16 protein-coding genes are annotated in these 17,887 nt (G+C 71.8%); 2 read left to right on the top strand and 14 right to left on the bottom strand.

Annotated features, from left to right (window positions below; all coding sequences use genetic code 11):
• From cysD to ACFU9P_RS19725, 9 genes are all read right to left on the bottom strand, one after another.
• A complete protein-coding gene (cysD, locus tag ACFU9P_RS19765; protein ID WP_384082424.1) occupies positions 1–936 on the bottom strand; it encodes a sulfate adenylyltransferase subunit CysD in 936 nt (311 codons plus the stop codon).
• Complete coding sequence (gene cysC, locus ACFU9P_RS19760; RefSeq protein ID WP_384082710.1) at positions 933–1,478, bottom strand: adenylyl-sulfate kinase; 546 nt, start codon at positions 1,476–1,478, stop codon at positions 933–935. Before cysC ends, cysD begins: the two co-directional genes overlap by 4 nt.
• A 29-nt stretch (positions 1,479–1,507) precedes the next feature.
• Positions 1,508–2,227 (bottom strand): phosphoadenylyl-sulfate reductase, encoded by a 720-nt coding sequence (locus ACFU9P_RS19755; RefSeq protein ID WP_384082421.1) that lies wholly within the window; start codon positions 2,225–2,227, stop codon positions 1,508–1,510.
• On the bottom strand, positions 2,224–2,409 hold the full coding sequence (locus ACFU9P_RS19750; protein WP_376383438.1) for a hypothetical protein: 186 nt from the start codon (positions 2,407–2,409) through the stop codon (positions 2,224–2,226). The genes ACFU9P_RS19755 and ACFU9P_RS19750 overlap by 4 nt, the downstream gene beginning before the upstream one ends.
• 25 nt (positions 2,410–2,434) lie before the next feature.
• Complete coding sequence (locus ACFU9P_RS19745; protein WP_376383522.1) at positions 2,435–4,132, bottom strand: nitrite/sulfite reductase; 1,698 nt, start codon at positions 4,130–4,132, stop codon at positions 2,435–2,437.
• A 137-nt stretch (positions 4,133–4,269) separates the two neighbouring features.
• Positions 4,270–4,353 carry a putative leader peptide gene (locus ACFU9P_RS19740; RefSeq protein ID WP_332836347.1) on the bottom strand — a complete coding sequence of 28 codons (84 nt, stop codon included), beginning with the start codon at positions 4,351–4,353 and terminating at the stop codon, positions 4,270–4,272.
• Between the two features lie 145 nt (positions 4,354–4,498).
• Complete coding sequence (locus ACFU9P_RS19735) at positions 4,499–5,080, bottom strand: GNAT family N-acetyltransferase (RefSeq protein ID WP_384082417.1); 582 nt, start codon at positions 5,078–5,080, stop codon at positions 4,499–4,501.
• Positions 5,081–5,141: 61 nt separating this feature from the next.
• Entirely contained in the window at positions 5,142–6,398 is a 1,257-nt protein-coding gene (locus ACFU9P_RS19730; RefSeq protein WP_376383519.1) for a GAF domain-containing protein, read from the bottom strand.
• A 315-nt stretch (positions 6,399–6,713) separates the two neighbouring features.
• A complete protein-coding gene (locus tag ACFU9P_RS19725) occupies positions 6,714–8,366 on the bottom strand; it encodes an acyl-CoA dehydrogenase family protein (RefSeq protein WP_384082414.1) in 1,653 nt (550 codons plus the stop codon).
• Positions 8,367–8,383: 17 nt separating this feature from the next.
• Between ACFU9P_RS19725 and ACFU9P_RS19720 the strand changes: the two genes are divergently transcribed.
• Positions 8,384–9,562 (top strand): YihY/virulence factor BrkB family protein, encoded by a 1,179-nt coding sequence (locus ACFU9P_RS19720; RefSeq protein WP_384082410.1) that lies wholly within the window; start codon positions 8,384–8,386, stop codon positions 9,560–9,562.
• A gap of 23 nt (positions 9,563–9,585) precedes the next feature.
• On the opposite strand, the gene ACFU9P_RS19715 is transcribed toward ACFU9P_RS19720, so the two are convergent.
• The 4 genes from ACFU9P_RS19715 to ACFU9P_RS19700 all read right to left on the bottom strand — a co-directional run bounded on the left by ACFU9P_RS19715 (position 9,586) and on the right by ACFU9P_RS19700 (position 16,536).
• A complete protein-coding gene (locus ACFU9P_RS19715; RefSeq protein ID WP_384082407.1) occupies positions 9,586–13,182 on the bottom strand; it encodes an SAV_2336 N-terminal domain-related protein in 3,597 nt (1,198 codons plus the stop codon).
• Entirely contained in the window at positions 13,172–14,176 is a 1,005-nt protein-coding gene (locus ACFU9P_RS19710) for an AAA family ATPase (RefSeq protein WP_384082404.1), read from the bottom strand. The genes ACFU9P_RS19715 and ACFU9P_RS19710 overlap by 11 nt, the downstream gene beginning before the upstream one ends.
• Before the next feature lie 90 nt (positions 14,177–14,266).
• Positions 14,267–16,126, bottom strand: coding sequence for a trypsin-like peptidase domain-containing protein (locus tag ACFU9P_RS19705; protein ID WP_384082401.1), 1,860 nt, complete (start codon positions 16,124–16,126; stop codon positions 14,267–14,269).
• Entirely contained in the window at positions 16,123–16,536 is a 414-nt protein-coding gene (locus ACFU9P_RS19700; protein ID WP_384082399.1) for a CU044_2847 family protein, read from the bottom strand. The genes ACFU9P_RS19705 and ACFU9P_RS19700 overlap by 4 nt, the downstream gene beginning before the upstream one ends.
• Positions 16,537–16,657: 121 nt before the next feature.
• Between ACFU9P_RS19700 and ACFU9P_RS19695 the strand changes: the two genes are divergently transcribed.
• Complete coding sequence (locus ACFU9P_RS19695; RefSeq protein ID WP_384082395.1) at positions 16,658–17,419, top strand: helix-turn-helix domain-containing protein; 762 nt, start codon at positions 16,658–16,660, stop codon at positions 17,417–17,419.
• On the opposite strand, the gene ACFU9P_RS19690 is transcribed toward ACFU9P_RS19695, so the two are convergent.
• On the bottom strand, positions 17,359–17,805 hold the full coding sequence (locus tag ACFU9P_RS19690; protein WP_384082392.1) for a VOC family protein: 447 nt from the start codon (positions 17,803–17,805) through the stop codon (positions 17,359–17,361). The two genes, ACFU9P_RS19695 and ACFU9P_RS19690, sit on opposite strands and share 61 nt — an antisense overlap.
• Positions 17,806–17,887: the final 82 nt, after the last annotated feature.

Here is a 17,887-nt window from a genome sequence, read left to right as displayed (position 1 = left end):
TTAGAAGTACCCCTCGCGCTTGCGGTCTTCCATCGCGGCCTCGGACAGCTTGTCGTCCGCGCGGGTCGCGCCGCGCTCGGTCAGCCGCGAGGCCGCGATCTCGGCGATCACCGCGTCCAGCGTGGTGGCGTCCGAGTCGACGGCCCCGGTGCAGGACATGTCACCGACCGTGCGGTAGCGCACCTGGCGGCGCTCCACGGTCTCGGTCCCCTTGGGCCCGCCCCACTCGCCGGCGGTCAGCCACATGCCGGAGCGCAGGAAGACCTCGCGCTCGTGCGCGAAGTAGATCTGCGGCAGCTCGATGTCCTCGCGGGCGATGTACTGCCAGACGTCCAGCTCGGTCCAGTTGGAGAGCGGGAACACCCGGACATGCTCGCCGGGCGCGTGCCGCCCGTTGTAGAGCTGCCACAGCTCGGGCCGCTGGCGGCGCGGGTCCCACTGCGAGAACTCGTCGCGCAGCGAGAAGATCCGCTCCTTCGCCCGTGCCTTCTCCTCGTCGCGCCGCCCGCCGCCGAAGACCGCGTCGAACTTCTCGTCCTGGATCTTCTCGGTCAGCGGCACGGTCTGCAGCGGATTGCGCGTCCCGTCGGGACGTTCCCGCAGCACACCCCGGTCGATGTAGTCCTGTACGGAGGCCACATGGAGCCGCAGCCCATGTGCGGCCACCACATGGTCCCGGTACTCCAGTACCTCGGGGAAGTTGTGTCCGGTGTCCACATGCAGCAGCGAGAACGGCACCGGAGCCGGCGCGAACGCCTTCAGCGCCAGATGCAGCATCACGATCGAGTCCTTGCCGCCGGAGAACAGGATCACCGGCCGCTCGAACTCCCCCGCGACCTCGCGGAAGATATGGACCGCCTCGGACTCCAGCGCGTCCAGATGGCTCAGCGCGTACGGGGCGTCCGTGCCCTCGGTGACGGCCGCGACTGTGGTCACGCCAGACCCCTCTCGGTGAGCAGCGCGTGCAGCGCGGCGGCGGACTCCGCCACGGACTGGGCGTGCGAGTCGATCCGCAGATCCGGCGACTCGGGTGCCTCGTACGGGTCGTCGACCCCGGTGAGCCCGAGGAGTTCGCCCGCGGCCTGCTTGGCGTACAGCCCCTTCACGTCCCGTACGGAGCACACCTCGACCGGCGCGGCCACATGCACCTCCAGATAGCCGGTGCCCTCGGCCTGATGGCGCTTGCGTACCGCCTCGCGGCTGTCGGCGTACGGCGCGATCACCGGCACCAGCGCCTTGACGCCGTTCGACGCGAGCAGTTCCGCGACAAAGCCGACGCGCCGCACATTGGTGTGCCGGTCCTCGCGGCTGAAGCCGAGGCCCGCGGAGAGGAACTCCCGGATCTCGTCGCCGTCGAGCACCTCGACCCGGTGTCCCTCGCCGTGCAGCCGGGCGGCCAGTTCGTACGCGATGGTCGTCTTGCCCGCGCTCGGCAGTCCGGTCAGCCAGACCGTGGCGCCCCGCTCCGTCGCGCTCACATGCCCCTCCTGATGGTCCTGACGGTCCGTCATCCGTGCAGTCCGCATTCGGTCTTGCCGAGCCCGGCCCAGCGGCCGGCGCGCGCGTCCTCGCCCTCCAGCACCCGGCGGGTGCAGGGCGCGCAGCCCACCGAGGCGTAACCGTCCATCAGCAGCGGGTTGGTGAGGACGCCGTGCTCGGTGACGTACGCGTCCACGTCGTCCTGGGTCCAGCGGGCGATCGGGGAGACCTTGACCTTGCCGCGCCTCTCGTCCCAGCCGACGACCGGGGTGTTCGCCCGGGTCGGGGACTCGTCGCGGCGCAGCCCGGTGGCCCAGGCGTCGTATCCGGTCAGGCCTTCTTCGAGGGGCTTGACCTTGCGCAGCGCGCAGCACAGGTCGGGGTCCCGGTCGTGCAGCTTCGGGCCGTACTGGGCGTCCTGTTCTGCGACGCTCTGCCGGGGGGTGAGCGTGATCACCCGTACGTCCATCACGGCGGCCACCGCGTCACGGGTGCCGATGGTCTCGGGGAAGTGGTAGCCGGTGTCGAGGAACACCACATCGACACCGGGCAGCGCGCGCGAGGCGAGATGCGCGACCACCGCGTCCTCCATGGACGAGGTGACACAGAAACGTTTCCCGAAGGTCTCCGTGGCCCACTGGAGGATCTCCAGGGCCGGGGCGTCCTCCAACTCGCGGCCCGCCCGCCCGGCGAGCGCGGCCAGGTCCCGGGAGCCGTCCGTCTCCGTCAGTGCCGATGGTGCCGTCATGTCTCTTCCCCTCCGTCACCGCGATCACCGCGCTGGAGCCCCCGGGCGAGCAGCCCGAGGAACTTCAACTGGAAGGCCCGGTTGCATGCCGCGCATTCCCAGGCGCCGTGGCCCTGCTCGCTGGGGCGCAGATCCTCGTCGCCGCAGTAGGGGCAGTAGAAGGGAGCAGCGCGCTCGCTCATGACAGCGCCTCCCGCCGGGTCCCGCTCATGACAGCGCCTCCTCGCTGGCGCGCGCCGCCCAGGTGGCGAAGCGCTCGCCCTCCTCGCGCTCCTTCTGGAAGCGGCCGAGCACCCGCTCGATGTAGTCCGGCAGCTCGTCCGAGGTGACCTTCAGCCCGCGCACCTTGCGGCCGAAGCCCGGCTCCAGCCCCAGCGCGCCGCCCAGATGCACCTGGAAGCCCTCGACCTGGTTGCCGTCCTTGTCCAGCACGAGCTGGCCCTTGAGGCCGATGTCGGCGACCTGGATCCGGGCGCAGGCGTTCGGGCAGCCGTTGACATTGATGGTGATCGGCTGGTCGAAGTCCGGGATACGGCGCTCCAGTTCGTCGATCAGCGTCGCGCCGCGCAGCTTGGTCTCGACGATCGCCAGCTTGCAGAACTCGATGCCCGTGCACGCCATCGTGCCGCGCCGGAACGGCGACGGCTTGACCCGCAGATCGAGCGCTTCGAGCCCGGCCACCAGCGAGTCGATCCGGTCCTCGGTCACATCGAGGACGATCATCTTCTGCTCGACGGTGGTACGGAGCCGGCCCGAGCCGTGCGCCTCGGCCAGCTCGGCGATCCTGGTCAGCGTGGCGCCGTCGATCCGGCCGACGCGGGGCGCGAACCCGACGTAGAAGCGGCCGTCCCGCTGGCGGTGCACCCCGACGTGGTCGCGCCACTGCTGTACGGGCTGCTCGGGCGCGGGCCCGTCGGTCAGCTTCCGCTTGAGGTACTCGTCCTCCAGGATCCGGCGGAACTTCTCCGTACCCCAGTCGGCGACCAGGAACTTCAGCCGGGCGCGGGTGCGCAGCCTGCGGTAACCGTAGTCACGGAAGACCGAGATGACCCCGGTGTAGACATCGGGGACCTCCTCGATCGGCACCCACGCGCCGAGCCGCTGGCCGATCTTGGGGTTGGTGGAAAGACCGCCGCCCACCCACAGATCGAAGCCGGGGCCGTGCTCGGGGTGGTTGACCCCGACGAACGCGATGTCGTTGATCTCGTGCGCCACATCGAGCAGCGGCGATCCGGAGACCGCCGACTTGAACTTGCGCGGCAGATTCGAGAAGTCGGGGTTCCCGATGATCCGGCGGTGGATCTCGTCGATCGCCGGGGTGCCGTCGATGATCTCGTCCTCGGCGATCCCGGCGACCGGGGAACCGAGGATGACCCGGGGCGTGTCCCCGCAGGCCTCGGTCGTGGAGAGCCCGACCGCTTCGAGGCGCCGCCAGATCTCCGGCACGTCTTCGATCCTGATCCAGTGGTACTGGACGTTCTGCCGGTCGGTGATGTCGGCCGTCCCGCGCGCGAACTCCTCCGAGATCTGTCCGATCACCCGGAGCTGCTCGGTGGTCAGCCGCCCGCCGTCGATCCGTACCCGCATCATGAAGTACTCGTCGTCCAGCTCCTCCGGCTCCAGGATCGCGGTCTTGCCGCCGTCGATCCCGGGCCTGCGCTGGGTGTACAGCCCCCACCAGCGCATGCGTCCGCGCAGATCATTGGGGTCGATCGAGTGGAAGCCGGCCTTGGAGTAGATCGTCTCAATGCGTGTCCGCACATTGAGACCGTCGTCGTCCTTCTTGAACTGCTCATTGCCGTTGAGCGGAGTGAAGTGCCCGACGGCCCACTGGCCCTCACCGCGGTGACGGCTCACCTTGCGGCGGGGCGTGGCGGGGGACGGCTTTTCCGGGGTGGCGGCCATGGCGGGTACGTCCTTCGAGACATGCAGGAGGGCGGCTCTGAGCCGCACACTCACGCGGTGGGCGCGTCGGTGCGCGGCGGGGCAGGCGGGCGTACGTGAGGGTACGGAAACAGCGGAAAACGGCGGCGCTGGGACTCTCAGCCCGCCGGACAGATGGCGCTGGACACGCGGCCGAGATCGACGTGCCGCCGACTCACCAAGGCAATTCCAGCTCTCGACATGACGGAAGCGTGTCACGCACATCTCCGGCCAGTCCACCACCTTCCATATCCTGGACGCCACAGTCCCACTCCCCGAGACAATGTGTCCCCTGTCACGGGCCGGGCGGGTTTGGCGTGCGAGGAGCGTACGGGGATCCGCGAGCGGTTACGCGTGGGCGCCCGGCCAGGGACCCGGGGGGTTCGTCTCCGGTTCCTGGGCGACCTTGGTGTCGAAGAGGGTGAAGCCCCGGCGTTCGTAGTTGGCCAGGGCGTGCGGGCCGTCCTTGGAGCAGGTGTGGAGCCAGACGCGTTTGGTCGGCTCGCGGCCGGGCCAGCGGTCGGACAGGTCCCAGGCGCGTGCCGTGCCGTACGAGAGCAGATGGCCGCCGATGCGGCGGCCCCGGAAGGCCGGGAGCAGGCCGAAGTAGGCGATCTCGACCGTGCCCTCCGGCTGGGCCTCCAGCTCGATGAAGCCGGCCGGGGTGCCCCGCTCGTACGCGACCCAGGTCTCGGTGCCCGGCCGGGAGAGCAGTTCGTACCACCGCGTATACGAGAGCGGCAGCCGGTCGGTCCAGTGGACGTCGCCGCCGACGGCCGTGTACAGGAACCGGCTGAACTCCGGCGAGGGCACCTCCGCCCGTACGATCCGCACCTCGCCCGGCGGCCCGGCGGCGGGCCGCAGATCCGCGGGGGAGGTCTGCTCCAGGGACCAGGTGGTCACGGCGACGCTCGTACGGTCGATGCTCATACCGTCAGCGAAGCATGCGCCCCGACTACGCACGAAGCCGCCCCCTCGCCCCCCCCGCTCCTCATGTACGCGGTGAGCACCGCGCGCTCAGGATCGCCGGGGCCGTCGATCGCGGCAGCAGGTCAGCCGGGTCCTCCGGGCCGACCACCGCCACCTCTATCCCCTCGCTGAAGCGATACGGCCGGTGCGCCAGCACGCCCGACAGATGGCGCCGTACCCGTGACATCTCCGCCCGTACCGTCACCGTTCGAGTGGGGTCGCCGAAGACGTCCGCCGCCAGCTCCGCCGCGCTCCGGCCGTTCCGGTGCACCGCCAGCAGATAGAGCAGCTCGGCATGGCGCGGGGTCAGCTCCTGCGTCCAGCTCCCCGCCGACCCGGAGACCGCGATCGACCAGCGGCGGGGCCCGCTCAGATCCAGCACCACCCGGCTCGGCGCGTCGGAGGCCGGCCGGTGCTCCTCGTCGACCCGTACCAGCCAGCCGCCGGGCAGCGGCTCGACCGTGCACAGGCCCAGCGAGGGCAGCATCACCGGGCCCGCCCCGAAGGACTTCGGTAACGGCAGCCGGTCCACCGGCGCCATCCCCGTGACCGCCGCCGTCCAGCCGTGCGTGTCGACCACCAGGGCGCGCGCCCTGCCCAGCCGGCACAGGATCGGCGCCGCCACCGACCGCAGCCGCTCGATGGCCCGCCCGTGCCGCTCCCGCAGCTCGCTCTCCGCGAGCCGGGCGATCGAGGTGACCAGCGCCAGCGTCATCGGATGGAAGCCGGCCGCCGGGCCGCTCACATCCACCACGCCCAGCAGCCGCCCGTCCCGCGGATCGTGCACGGGTGAGGCCGCGCAGGTCCAGGTGTGCAGCGTGTGCGCGAAATGCTCGGCCGAGTGGACCCGTACCGGCCGCCGTACCGCCAGCGCCGTACCGATGGCGTTGGTGCCCGTGGAGTGCTCGGACCAGGCCGCGCCCTCTTCGAGACAGATCCCGTTCGACTGACGCAGCCCGCCCAGGCTGCCCCGCCGCCACAGCACCCGCCCCTCCTCGTCGGTGACCACCATGATCTGGAGCGAGGGCTCGATGATCTCGCTGAGGGACCCGACGATCGTACGGAGGACCTCGCCCAGCGCCGAGGCGCGTCTGCGGTGCTCCAGCTCGTCCTGCTCCAGCAGCGCTCCGCAGTCGTGGCGCTCCGGATCGGCCCCCATCCGGAACATCCGCCGCCAGGACGCGTCGATCACCGGCCGCGGCGCCACCGGCGGCCGCTCGCCCGCGAGGACCGCTTCCCGTATCTCATGGAGCAGACGGGTGGCCTGGGCGCCGTCCATGGCGCTGAGCCGCGCCAGATCGAGCGGCCCGTTCCTGGGCGGCAGCGGCCCGTTCCTGGGCGGTGCGTCACTGAGTGAGCCACTGAGTGCGTCAGTGAGCGGAATGTTTCTCATCGGGCTCCCCAGCCACTTCATCGGGCTCCCCGGCCACCGGTGGCGCCAAATCGGTTCTTCTGCAACGGCTTGCAACTCTGGCGAGTAGCAGACACGTACAAGAAAGTGAGTACGAGTCAGAGGTGGTGCCGTGTCGGCGCAGCACCACCTCTGGCTTGCCCCGCGCGCCCCGCCCGCCCGGGCACCGAGCCTTGTCCGGACTCAGCCGACGGGCCGCGCCCGGTCCACCACCGAGGCCAGGTCAAGGGTGTGGGGCAGAGTGCCGAAGGCCGTACCCCAGTCCCCGCCGAGCCGCGAGGCACAGAACGCGTCCGCCACCTCCGACGGTGCCCAGCGCACCAGGAGTGAACCCTGGAGCACCAGCGCCAGCCGCTCCACCAGCCGCCGGGCGCGCGCCTCGATCCCGGTCAGATCCGCCAGCTCGGTCAGCAGATCCTTGATCGCGCCATCGAGCCGGTGGTCGGCGCCGCGCGCCTTGCCCACCTCCTGGAGAAAGGCGTTCAGCGCCTCGGGCTCGCGCTGGAGGGCCCGCAGCACATCCAGCGCCTGCACATTCCCCGAGCCCTCCCAGATCGAGTTCAGCGGGGATTCGCGCAGCAGCCGCGGCATTCCCGACTCCTCCACATAACCATTGCCGCCCAGACACTCCAGGGCCTCACCGGCCACCGGTGTGCACCGCTTGGTCACCCAGTACTTGGCGGCGGGCACCGCGAGCCGCAGGAACGCCCGCTCGTGGTCAGCGTCGGCGGCACCGTCCTGGACCGCGTCGTACGCCGCCGCCAGCCGCAGCGCCAGCGTCGTCGCCGCCTCCGACTCCAGCGCCAGATCCGCCAGTACGTTCCGCATCAGCGGCTTGCCGATCAGCTCACCGCCGAACGCCGAGCGGTATGTGGCGTGATGCACCGCCTGCGCCACCGACTGCCGCATCAGCGCCGCCGATCCCAGCACACAGTCGAGCCGGGTCGCCGCCACCATCTCGATGATGGTGCGCACCCCGCGGCCCTCCTCGCCGACCCGGCGCGCCCAGGTCCCGTCGAACTCGACCTCCGCCGACGCGTTGGACCGGTTCCCCAGCTTGTCCTTGAGGCGCTGGATCAGGAACACATTGCGCGTCCCGTCCGCCAGGACCCGCGGTACGAGGAAGCAGGTCAGCCCGCCCGGCGCCTGCGCCAGCACCAGAAAACCGTCGCACATCGGCGCCGAACAGAACCACTTGTGCCCGGTGAGCAGATACTCGCCCTCCGCGTCCAGCGGCCGCGCCCCCGTCGTATTGGCGCGTACGTCACTGCCGCCCTGCTTCTCTGTCATGCCCATCCCGAACAGCGCCCCGGCCTTCTCCCCGGCCGGCCGCAGCCCCGGCTCGTACCGGTGGGAGGTCAGCCTCGGCTCCCACTCGGCCGCGAGCGCGGGATCGGTGCGCAGCGCCGGCACCGCGGCGTGCGTCATCGACACCGGACAGCCGTTCCCGGCCTCCACCTGCGTCCACACGAAGAAGCCGGCCGCCCGGCGCAGATGGCCCCCCGGCCGGCCCCAGGCGTCGGTCAGCCCCGCCTCCACCGCCCGCCCCAGCACCTGGTGCCAGGCCGGATGGAAGTCGACCTCGTCGATCCGGTTCCCGTACCGGTCATGGGTACGGAGCTTCGGCGGGTACTCATTGGCCAGTGCCCCCCACTCCTGGGCCCCGGCGGATCCGGCGGTGCGGCCGAGGGCCGTCAGCTCCGCACGGATCCCGTCGAGGAGCGCGGGCGCGGCATGCCGCTCCACCCCCTCCACAAGGGCCCGGTCGGCACTGAAGACGTCGTACCCCACCAGGGGCGGAACCTGGTTGGTCACTGTGTGGGTGCTCGCTGCCATGCCGATACGGTAAGGAGGTGCAGGCAGCAAAAGAAACACCCGAGCGGCCAGCGGGTCGGCTCCACCGGGCCCGCGTCCTCTACCGCAATGTCTCAAAGCGTCGTATGGCCTGGCTGCTGCTGAAGGACACGGTCAACTCGTGCATCGAATACCGGGTCCTGGGCCTCGCGGCCGAGGCGGCGTTCTTCACGCTGCTCTCGCTGCCGCCCCTGCTGCTCGGTCTCATCGGGCTGCTCGGTTACGTGGACGACTGGACCAGCACCGCCACCGTCGCCTCGATCGAGAAGAACATCCTCGGGGCGGCCAGCACGGTGCTCTCCGACCGGGGGGTCAACCAGATCGCCAAACCGCTGCTGGAGGACATCACCCACGGCGGCCGCCCCGATGTGATCTCCCTCGGCTTCGCGATCGCCCTCTGGTCCGGCTCCCGGGCGGTCAATGTCTTCGTCGACACCATCACGGTGATGTACGGACTCGACGGCCGGCGCGGCATCGTCGCCACCCGGCTGCTCGCCTTTCTTCTCTTTCTCGTGGCGCTGCTGATCGGCGCGGTGGTGCTGCCGCTGGCAGTGGTCGGGCCCGACCGGGTCGTCGAGATCGTCCCGTGGGGCACGGAGGTCGTGAGCGTCCTCTACTGGCCGGTGGTGATATCGCTCTCCGTCGCTTTTCTGACCACGCTCTACCACGTCTCGGTCCCGGCCAGGTCCCGCCGGTGGATAGAGGATGTGCCGGGCGCGCTGGTGGCGCTGGGGATGTGGGTGCTGGGCAGCTTCCTGCTCCGGATCTATCTGACCAGTACGGTCGAGGGCCCGACCATCTACGGCTCGCTGGCCGCGCCGATCGCCGTGCTGCTCTGGATCGGCGTCTCCGCGTTCGCGGTCCTGGTGGGCGCGGCGGTCAACGCGGCGATCGACCGCGTCTGGCCGTCGGTCGCCACGGCGGCGGCCCGCGCCTCCAACGAACGCCTGCGCGCGGCCCAGGCGGCGGAACTGGTGGCCCTCGCGGCGGCGGCAGCGGAGACGCGGGGCGCGATCGAGGACGACGAGGAGGGGTCGGATCCGGGGATGCCGTCCGAGTTCCCGGAGAGATGGTCGAGGTTTCTGCCACCGGATGACGTGAAGGCACGGGTGAAGGCGCGGTTGCAGGGGGTACGGGAGAACAGGGAGCGGGACCGGGATCGGGACAAGATGCGGTGAGGGGTGGGGGGTACGGGCAGCCCTCAGCCGTCGGTGTTCCCGAAGCCGTCCAGGAGGCGGCGCAGCAAGGTGCGGCGTTCGGGTTTGCTGTACGGGCGGCGGATGACCGTGTACCAGCCTTGGTAGGTCGTGCCGTCGGCGCCGTCCGCCTCGTAGGGCTGGTAGTCGGAGGGAGTACCGGCCTGCTGGTAGAAGGCGTCGGGCAGTCCGATCAGCAGGGTGAACTCTCCGGCAGTCGCTGACTCGATGAACGGCAGGGCGGCCCCCAGTGCGACGGTGCCCGCTTCGGTGGGGGCGGTGTGGAGCAGGACGGACATGGGGATCGCCTGGGTGAAGGAGAGCGGGGAGAGCGCGTTCATCAGGATCTCGATGAACGGGCCCTCAAGCCGCCGCAGGACGTCGGGGACGGTGTCTCCCGCCCGGGCAACCATCCGGAGGGTCAGGTCTCGATCGAAATCAGTGGGATCGCCGAGGGTCTCCGCGCAGGCGTCGCGGAGGGCGGAGAGGACACCGTGGTGGGTCTGCTGCTGGTCCCGGGCCACCCCGCTGCGGATGGTGAGGTGCATGCCAGTGCTCGGAACGGCGGAGGACGAGCCGACGCGATGAGCTTTTGCCATGAACCGTGCCATGTCGCGGGCCACCCCTAGCAACTGGCGTAAGTCCTGCAGCTTTTCGCGCTGCTGGTGCGCCCAGCCGCCTTCGGCGTCGGCCAGCGGCTCGCCGTACCACTGGCTCAGGGCCGCCTCGTACAACCCGAGGGCGCGCCGGTGATCGCCCGAATCCGCCGCGTTCTTCGCCTCTACGGTCACCCGTAGAGCGGTGGTGAAGTCCAGCTCGGTGTCGAGGCGCAGCCGGTAGACTCCTTCGGCCACTTCGATGGCATGGCCCTCCGCGATCAGGCCGTCGACAGCCTCGATCACCTCTCGTGGGGGGACACCCCCCAGAGCCTCACCCAACGCCTCCACGGTCGTACTGTGGCCAGTGGTCAGCAGGAGTCTGCCGAGGACAATCCGTCCCGCAGGTGTCGTGGGAGTGCGGTCTTGGCGTCCCTGAAGGGCCTTGAGCGGGCCCAGCACCCCATACTCCCATGCGGCCGCCAGGGTCCCCGACATCAGCGCGTTGGCACCGCGCCCCCGGTCCGCCGGGTCCTTCGCGAGCAGTGCCAGCATCGCCGTCTCCAGCGCAGCCGGCAGTCCGGGCCTCAACTGCCGGGGCGGTACGGGCGCCGAGTCGCGGTGGGCGAGGAGCGTCCGCCAGGTGTCCTCGTAGTCGAAGGGCGGTTCCCCGGTGGCGAGTTCGTACAGGACACACCCGAGCGAATAGAGATCGCTGCGCTGGTCGACACCGTCCCCGCCGATCTGCTCGGGCGACATGTACTTCGGTGCGCCTCTGGCCACGGTCATGCGCGACACCTGCGAGGTGCGGGTGCTGTCGAGGCCGGTGCGGGCGATGCCGAAGCCGCGGATCTTCACCGTGCCGTCCGTGAGCCGGACGATGTTCGCCGGGGTGAGGTAACGGTGCCAGATGCCCTGGCGATGGGCGTGCGAGAGGGCGTCGAGCACCTGGTGCCCGATGTCGGCGACGTCGGCCACGGGCAGTGGGCGGTGGCCCGACTCGGCCATCAGCTCGTCGAGACTTCTGCCGTTCAGCAGCTCCATCACCAGGAAGAACGTGGTGTCGTCGGCCACGCCGAAGTCATGGATGGGGGTGATGCCGGGGTGCCGCAGGGCGGCTGCGGCCCGGATCTCGCGGAGGTGGAGGTTCTGTGCCCTGGTCGACACCGCCTTGACCTGTGGTCCGCCGGGGTGGAGGAGCTTCACCGCGACCGGGCGGTTCTCCCGCTGGTCGTACGCCCGCCACACCACGCTCTGCTCGCCGCGTCCGAGGATCTCCAGCAGCCGGTACCGCCTGGCGAGCAGCCGACCGTCGGTGTCAGGCGCGGGTTCCGGCTCCGGTGCGCTTGTCGGCTCGGGCTCCGGTTCACGTACAGGCTCCGGCCCTCGCAGCAGCCGTACGCTCTCCCTGCTCACCAGCGCGAACGCGTCGCCCGCCGCCCGGCCGGCAGCGTCCCCCGCCCCCGTACCGTTCCCGCCCCCGCCCCCGAGCAGCGCACGGAACTCGCCCGGGGCCGTGCCCGCGCGTACCTCGATCTCCGCCCCGACCCGCTCCAGCAGCCCCACCGTACGAGCCAGTCCCGTACGAGGCAGCGCGCTCAGCAACAGGTCGCGGACGCCGGGGCGGAACGCGTACGAACCGGCCGGGCCCGGCACCGCCGTCAGCATGCCGCTCAGCACCACCTCCGCGAGATGCTGCGGCTGCGGACGCGTCTCGACAGCCGCCTGTACGAGCCGCATCACCGGCAAGTGCGGTGCGCCCACGGCGAGATGGGACGCCAGCCGTACCGCCTGCGGAGAAGCGACGGAGCGGAAGCGCAGTACCAGTTCCTCGGCGGGTGCGTCCCCGGGCACCAGACCCTCCCCGCCGTCGCGCGGCTCGGGCCAGGGCCCCGACGGCAACAGGGCCGCCGCTCCCGGGAATTCGCCGCCCCCGGGCGAGGCCACCAGCCCGGCCCAGTGCGCGAGCCACTCGGGCGCCGGTTCGAGCACCGGTACGGGCACGCCCCGCGCCTCCCCGTCGTACGGCCGGAAGCGCAGCGCGCCGTTGGGCGCCCCGGGCCCCGGCGTACTGAACAGGCCCGGCACCGGCGCCGGGGCGGTGTGCTGCCACATCCGCTCCGGCAGCGGCTGGACCAGGGTGACGGGCAGGCTGCGCGCCCAGTTCCGCAGCGTCCGGTACCACCTGCGCCCCGCTGGCCCCTCGCGCCACTGCGGCCCCATCGCGTCACTGATGACCAGCACGGCCGTACGCCCGGCCGACCACTGCCCGGGCGGTACGGTGCCGTCCGCGCCGAGCCGTACCCACTCGACCGTACGGAAGGCACCCGTCTGCCCGAACGCCGTGAACAGGTCACGCGCCAGCGGTCGCCACATCGCCATGGTCGGGCCGTCGTCCAGCACCAGCCGCAGATGGAGCCAGCGCTCGGGCGCGGGCCTGAGCACCGGCAGCCACCGGCCGCGCGGGACACCGAGCGCGGCGATGCGGTGGGCGGTGCCCGCCTCGTCCAGCTCCCGCTCGTGCGCCGAGGGGACTGTTCTGCGCAGGGGGCGCAGCGCGCGCTGGAGCGCCAGCGGGCGGGAGAGCATCGGGGGAGCGGGGGCGAGTACGGTCGACTCGCCGCCCGGGAGCGCGGGCGGGGGTGCCAACAGCGGCGGTGTGGGTGTGCGCAGTTCCACCCGGTCCGGTGGCGGTGGTGCGGTGGGAGGTTCCTGAGCGGTCGGCGGGGAGTCCGGCTGGTCGGGCTCCCCGCGAGGCGGGGTGCTCGTCACGGCCTGTGGCGGTGCCTCAACCGGTGCCTCGACTCCCGGCCTCAGCCCCAGCTCCGGTCCTGACCCTGCCCCTCGCCCCGACCGCATCCGTGCCGCCAGCCACAGCGCCTCCGCCAGTTCCCGCCCGGTCGGCGGCTCACCGCCGACTGCCGTCAACACCTCCCGGAGCGCGACCAGTTCAGCGGACGCGGACCCGGCACCGGAAGGGGCGGAATGCGCGGCGTCAGAAGTCATCGGCTTCCGGTGCCCGGCTCAGATGGCGCATCAGACGGTCCGCCAGTTCGTCGCGCGATGCCGCGTCCAGCCCCGAAGTCCTCGTCAGATAAATCGCGTTGAGCAACTGGTCCGTAGCCAGCTCGCCCGCCCTGCCCCGGTCCAGGAACTGGCGTACCAACGCATGTGCCTGCTCGTCCAGTTCACCGAGATGCGCCCGGACGATGGACTCCAGATGCTCCGCCACCGGCTGCTTCAGCTCCAGCGTCACACACCGCCTGAGGAAGGCCGGCGGGAACTCGCGCTCGCCATTGCTGGTCAGCACCACAAAGGGAAACGCACGGCAGCGCACCCGTCCGCGCTCCAGCGGCACCAGCCGGTCCGAGTCCGCCACCAGCACCTCGGCGAGCGGGCGCGTCCGCGCGGCGCGGACCAGTTCGGGGATCTCGTACTGCCCCTCCTCCAGGACGTTCAGCAGATCGTTGGGGAGGTCCAGATCGCTCTTGTCGATCTCGTCGATCAGCAGCGCCCGCGGCCTCTCGTACGGCAGCAGCGCCGTGCCCAGCGGACCGAGCCGGAGATGGTCCTCGATCCCGCCACCGTTGCTGCCGCCCCCGTCCGGGCCCTGCCCGGCGGCGTAGAGCCGGGAGAGCGGATCGTACTGGTAGAGACCGTCGCCGAGGGCGCTCCTGCTGGTGATGTTCCAGCGCAGCACGGGCCCGAGCCGCAACTCCCTTGCCACGGCGTACGCCAGGCTCGACTTGCCGCTGCCCGGCGGTCCCGTCACGAGCAGCGGTCGACGCAAGTACAGGGCGGCGTTGACCAGTTGGATGCTCTCCTCCGTCGCGCGGTATGCCCGTGCCCGGTGCACCCGGTCCGGCGAGGGCGTGGTGTCGTCCTGGGGCGGCTCGACGACGGGCCCGCCGTTGAACGCCCGCCAGGGCGGCGGTTCGGGCAACTCGGCCACACCGTCGTGCGGTTCGTCGGCTCCGGTGTAGACCGGCCACAGGGACATTCGGACTCTCCAGGTCTGGGGTTCGCGTGCGGCGGGTGTCAAGGGCCGGGTGCCACGTGCCGTGCCAAGGGCCGTGTCAAGGCCGTCGGCTCAGCTCACCGGCGACCGGCTCAGCCGGGCGACATCCGGGAACCACCGCGGATCGTCCCAGACGAAGGACAGCTCCGCCGCCCAGTGCGGATCCGGACCTTCATGGTGGAACGCCCGCTTGCGCAACTCGAAGATGCGCTCGGGCAGTTCACCCGGCGGAAGTACGGAGAGCTGGTCGGCCAGCCTGTTCAGGAACTCCTCGCCCTGGCAGGACGCCCCGCACAGCGCACCCCCGGGACAGCCCGTGCGCGGCCACAGCACGATCGGCGCCGGAGCGTCCAGCACCGCACCGTACAGCGCCCGGTCGCGCGGGCTCTTCGGCGGTCTCGTCAGCCCCACTGGGCCCGCCACATCCTGGAGTTGTACGGTCAGCCGCTCGGGCCTGACCGTCCCCGAACAGGTGATCCGGTGGACGGCCGAGCCCGGCTGCCGGTCGAGCACGTCCCAGACCTTCTTCAGCCGGTACTGGAGCCGGCCGCTGGCCCGCCGGTCGTGATCCATCACCACCACGGGCGCCACGCACCCCAGCGGTGTGCTCATGCTCTTGCGCCCCGTCCACTGGTCGACCGGCTGGTTGAGCCAGCCGCGCGGCAGGGCGAACGCGATCAGTTCCCTGCCCTCGGTGTCGATCTCCGCGAACGCGTCGTCGATCCGCTCCAGCACCCAGCCGCGTACCTCCCGCTTCGCGAGCCGCTGCTGACCGACCAGCCGGCGGCTGCCGTCGCGGTACGCGGACACCTCCACCAGCAGGGCACCGCGGTCGGCACCGCTGCGTCTGATCTCCACCAGGATGGGCGACCAGCGGCGGGCGGGCGCCTCGGGTGCGAGGCGCCCGCGCGCATGGAGGGGCGGCGGAGCGAGGGGCGTGTGTTCTGTCCTGGAGGGGGCTGCCGGAGGTACGAGCGGTACGGGCGGCTCGGAGACCGGTGGAGCGGTGAGCGGCGGCGAGGCGTCGTGGCGCGACCGGTGCGCGTGCGACCAGTCGCGCAGCTCTCGGGCCAGCCTCTCGTCGCCGGCCGAACCCGCCAACCCGGCCAGCCGTACCGCCAGTTCGGCGAGCGGCAGCACCCCCGGCCCCGGTGTCGACTCCGACAGCAGATACCAGACCGCCTCCCACACACTGCGCGGCTCCACCGCAGGCGGCTCGACCCCCAGCGGCCCGGCCGCCGCGCGCACCAGGGGCCCGAGCGGCCCCGGAAGAGCCGGGCAGCGGGCCACCAGCTCGCGCAGCCGCCGCTTCTCCTCCGCCGGATAGCCGGGCGTGGGCACCAGATCGGCCAGCGCCGCCCAGTGCCGGGCGAGCACCTGCGCCGGGATCATCCGGCCGTTGCGGGTCACCGGGTCGTGTGCGACGACCATGCCGACCACCGTGCCGCCGCCCTCCAGCATCACGGCCGCGCCGCTGAACCCGCGGTCGGTCTCCTGCCCGTAGCCCCGCCAGAATTCGAGCTGTGCCCACTCGTCGCTGATCAACTGCCGTGAGGTGGCCCGTAATTCGCTCTGGACGCCTTCCTCGCCGTAGCCGTCGGGGAAGCCGTACGCCACCAGCTTCGGGGCCGTGGACGCGTAGGGCGCGCCGAGGGCGGCGAAGACGGCGGGCGCGATGTCGACCGGTCGGTCCAGTTCCAGTACGGCCAGATCGCCCCGGTCGCGGTCGCCGCCCGCCCACGCGCCGCGGTCCACGACCCGGGCCGGAATCGGGCCGGCCTCGGGGGCGCCGGGGAAGACCACCTCCGCGCGGTCGCGGTAACGCATCACATGGGCGCAGGTCAGCACCGTACGGTCGGCGACGAGAAAGCCGGAGCCCTCCACCGCGCCGTCGATGTCGATCCGCGCGTGCCAGGCCGGGGAACGCGTCACTGCCTGGCCGTTCCCGGATGCTGCGCCGCTGTTCCTGGCTGCGCACCGGCATCGGTTCCGGTAGCTGCGGGATCGGTCCCGGCTGCTCCGGACGCTCCCGGATTCCAGGAGAGCTTCACCGTCATATGCCCCTCGGCCGAGGTTTTGGCGATCACCGCCCCGGCCTCCGCGACGAGCTTCACCCCGAACTCCAGCTCCACACCGTCCGGTTGGAGCGCCCCGTCCCGGAACACCGCGAGGGCCGACTCCGCCGCCGTACGGATCCCCTGGAGCGCCTCGTCGAACGTACGGCCCGCCTGCGCCAGGGAGTTGCCGCCGCGCCCGACCGGTCTGGCGCCGGGCGCGTCGCGCTCGACCTCGACCAGGACCGTGGCCCCGCTGTCGGTGGTGAACTCCATCAGTGCTGTCATCGCCGCCCCGTGATCGATTCGCCCGCACGCCCCCGGGAGCCGCTGCCCGGGGACCGGACCGTCCGGACCGTCCATTCTGGATCAATGGGCGTGGGCTCGGGGAGGGTTTAGCCTCATCCGTGTGTACGACGAAAGGGCATCGCGGCTCGACGGCGCGGTCGTCTGGACGCGGACCGTGCCGGCGGGCGGCGGATCCGTGCCGTATCCCGTGCTGCCGGACGGCTGTATGGACCTGTTGTGGATCGGGGGCACACTGCTGGTCGCCGGGCCCGACACGCAGGCGTACGCGCCCCAGGGCCTCGACGGGCTGTACTGCGCCGGAGTGCGCTTCGCGCCCGGGACCGCGCCCGCGCTCCTCGGCGTACCCGCGCACGAACTTCGCGACCGGCGCGTGGAACTGGCCGATCTCTGGTCACCCGCCGAAGTGCGCCGGCTCACCGCACGGCTCGCCTCCGCCGCGGACCCGGCGGAGGCGCTGGAGGCCGTGGCACTGCGCAGGGCGGCGACCGCCGGGCCGCCCGACCCGCTGCTGCGGGCGGTCGTCGACGGCCTGAACGCCGGACGTACGGTCGCGGCCACCGCCGAGGCCGTCGGCCTCGGCGCCCGGCAGCTCCACCGCCGCTCTCTCGACGCCTTCGGCTACGGCCCCAAAACGCTCGCCCGGGTGCTGCGGCTCCAGCGCGCCCTCGCGCTCGTACGGGCGGGTGAGCCGTACGCCGAGGCCGCGCTCGCCGCGGGCTGCGCCGACCAGGCGCACCTCGCCCGCGAGACCCGCGATCTGGCCGGGCTCACCCTCGGTGCCTACGCGGCGCTGGCGAACGCCTACGCGGCCCCGGCGAACAGCGAGACCTCACAGCCGTCCGGGTCCAGGACCACCGCGTAACGCTGCCCCCACACCGCGTCCCACGGCTTGAGATGCCCCCGGTGGCCGGCCGCGACCAGAGCGTCGTACGTGGCGTCCACCTCGGCCGGACTCCCGCACAGGAAGGCCAGCCCGACCCGCCCGCCGGCCTCCGGCCGGGTCCAGCCGGGATCGTACGAGCGGACGGTCTCCTCGGTGTCCCAGAGGATCCGGAGGCCCCCGGGCAGCGACGCCTCGGCATGGGGCGCGGTGTCGGCATCGGCGGGTACGGGCACGCCGAGCGCCCGGTAGAACGCGAGGGAGGCGGCCATGTCGGCGACGACCAGCCCGATCGCGTCGAGCCGCGGGGTGAGCCGCGGCGCATCGGGTGTGGGGGCGGTGCTCGGAGTATGCGGAGTAGTGGTCATGCGCCCACGGTAGAAGCGCCGGCCCGGCCCGGTCTTGAACGAATCGGACGTCGGATGGGGTGCCGAGTCGGACGTTGGGTGG

It is taken from the genome of Streptomyces sp. NPDC057617 (assembly GCF_042800555.1).
In the GTDB taxonomy this organism is placed as follows: domain Bacteria; phylum Actinomycetota; class Actinomycetes; order Streptomycetales; family Streptomycetaceae; genus Streptomyces.
This window is presented reverse-complemented; position numbering and strand designations above follow the sequence as displayed.

What these genes read in the sequence shown, in the direction of transcription:
- ACFU9P_RS19750 (WP_376383438.1), bottom strand. Translation starts at nt 2,409, where the DNA reads ATGAGCGAGCGCGCTGCTCCCTTCTACTGCCCCTACTGCGGCGACGAG.
- ACFU9P_RS19715 (WP_384082407.1), bottom strand. Translation starts at nt 13,182, where the DNA reads ATGACTTCTGACGCCGCGCATTCCGCCCCTTCCGGTGCCGGGTCCGCG.
- ACFU9P_RS19710 (WP_384082404.1), bottom strand. Translation starts at nt 14,176, where the DNA reads ATGTCCCTGTGGCCGGTCTACACCGGAGCCGACGAACCGCACGACGGT.
- ACFU9P_RS19690 (WP_384082392.1), bottom strand. Translation starts at nt 17,805, where the DNA reads ATGACCACTACTCCGCATACTCCGAGCACCGCCCCCACACCCGATGCG.
- ACFU9P_RS19740 (WP_332836347.1), bottom strand. Translation starts at nt 4,353, where the DNA reads ATGTCGAGAGCTGGAATTGCCTTGGTGAGTCGGCGGCACGTCGATCTC.
- ACFU9P_RS19755 (WP_384082421.1), bottom strand. Translation starts at nt 2,227, where the DNA reads ATGACGGCACCATCGGCACTGACGGAGACGGACGGCTCCCGGGACCTG.
- ACFU9P_RS19730 (WP_376383519.1), bottom strand. Translation starts at nt 6,398, where the DNA reads ATGGACGGCGCCCAGGCCACCCGTCTGCTCCATGAGATACGGGAAGCG.
- ACFU9P_RS19735 (WP_384082417.1), bottom strand. Translation starts at nt 5,080, where the DNA reads ATGAGCATCGACCGTACGAGCGTCGCCGTGACCACCTGGTCCCTGGAG.
- ACFU9P_RS19700 (WP_384082399.1), bottom strand. Translation starts at nt 16,536, where the DNA reads ATGACAGCACTGATGGAGTTCACCACCGACAGCGGGGCCACGGTCCTG.
- ACFU9P_RS19725 (WP_384082414.1), bottom strand. Translation starts at nt 8,366, where the DNA reads ATGGCAGCGAGCACCCACACAGTGACCAACCAGGTTCCGCCCCTGGTG.
- ACFU9P_RS19745 (WP_376383522.1), bottom strand. Translation starts at nt 4,132, where the DNA reads ATGGCCGCCACCCCGGAAAAGCCGTCCCCCGCCACGCCCCGCCGCAAG.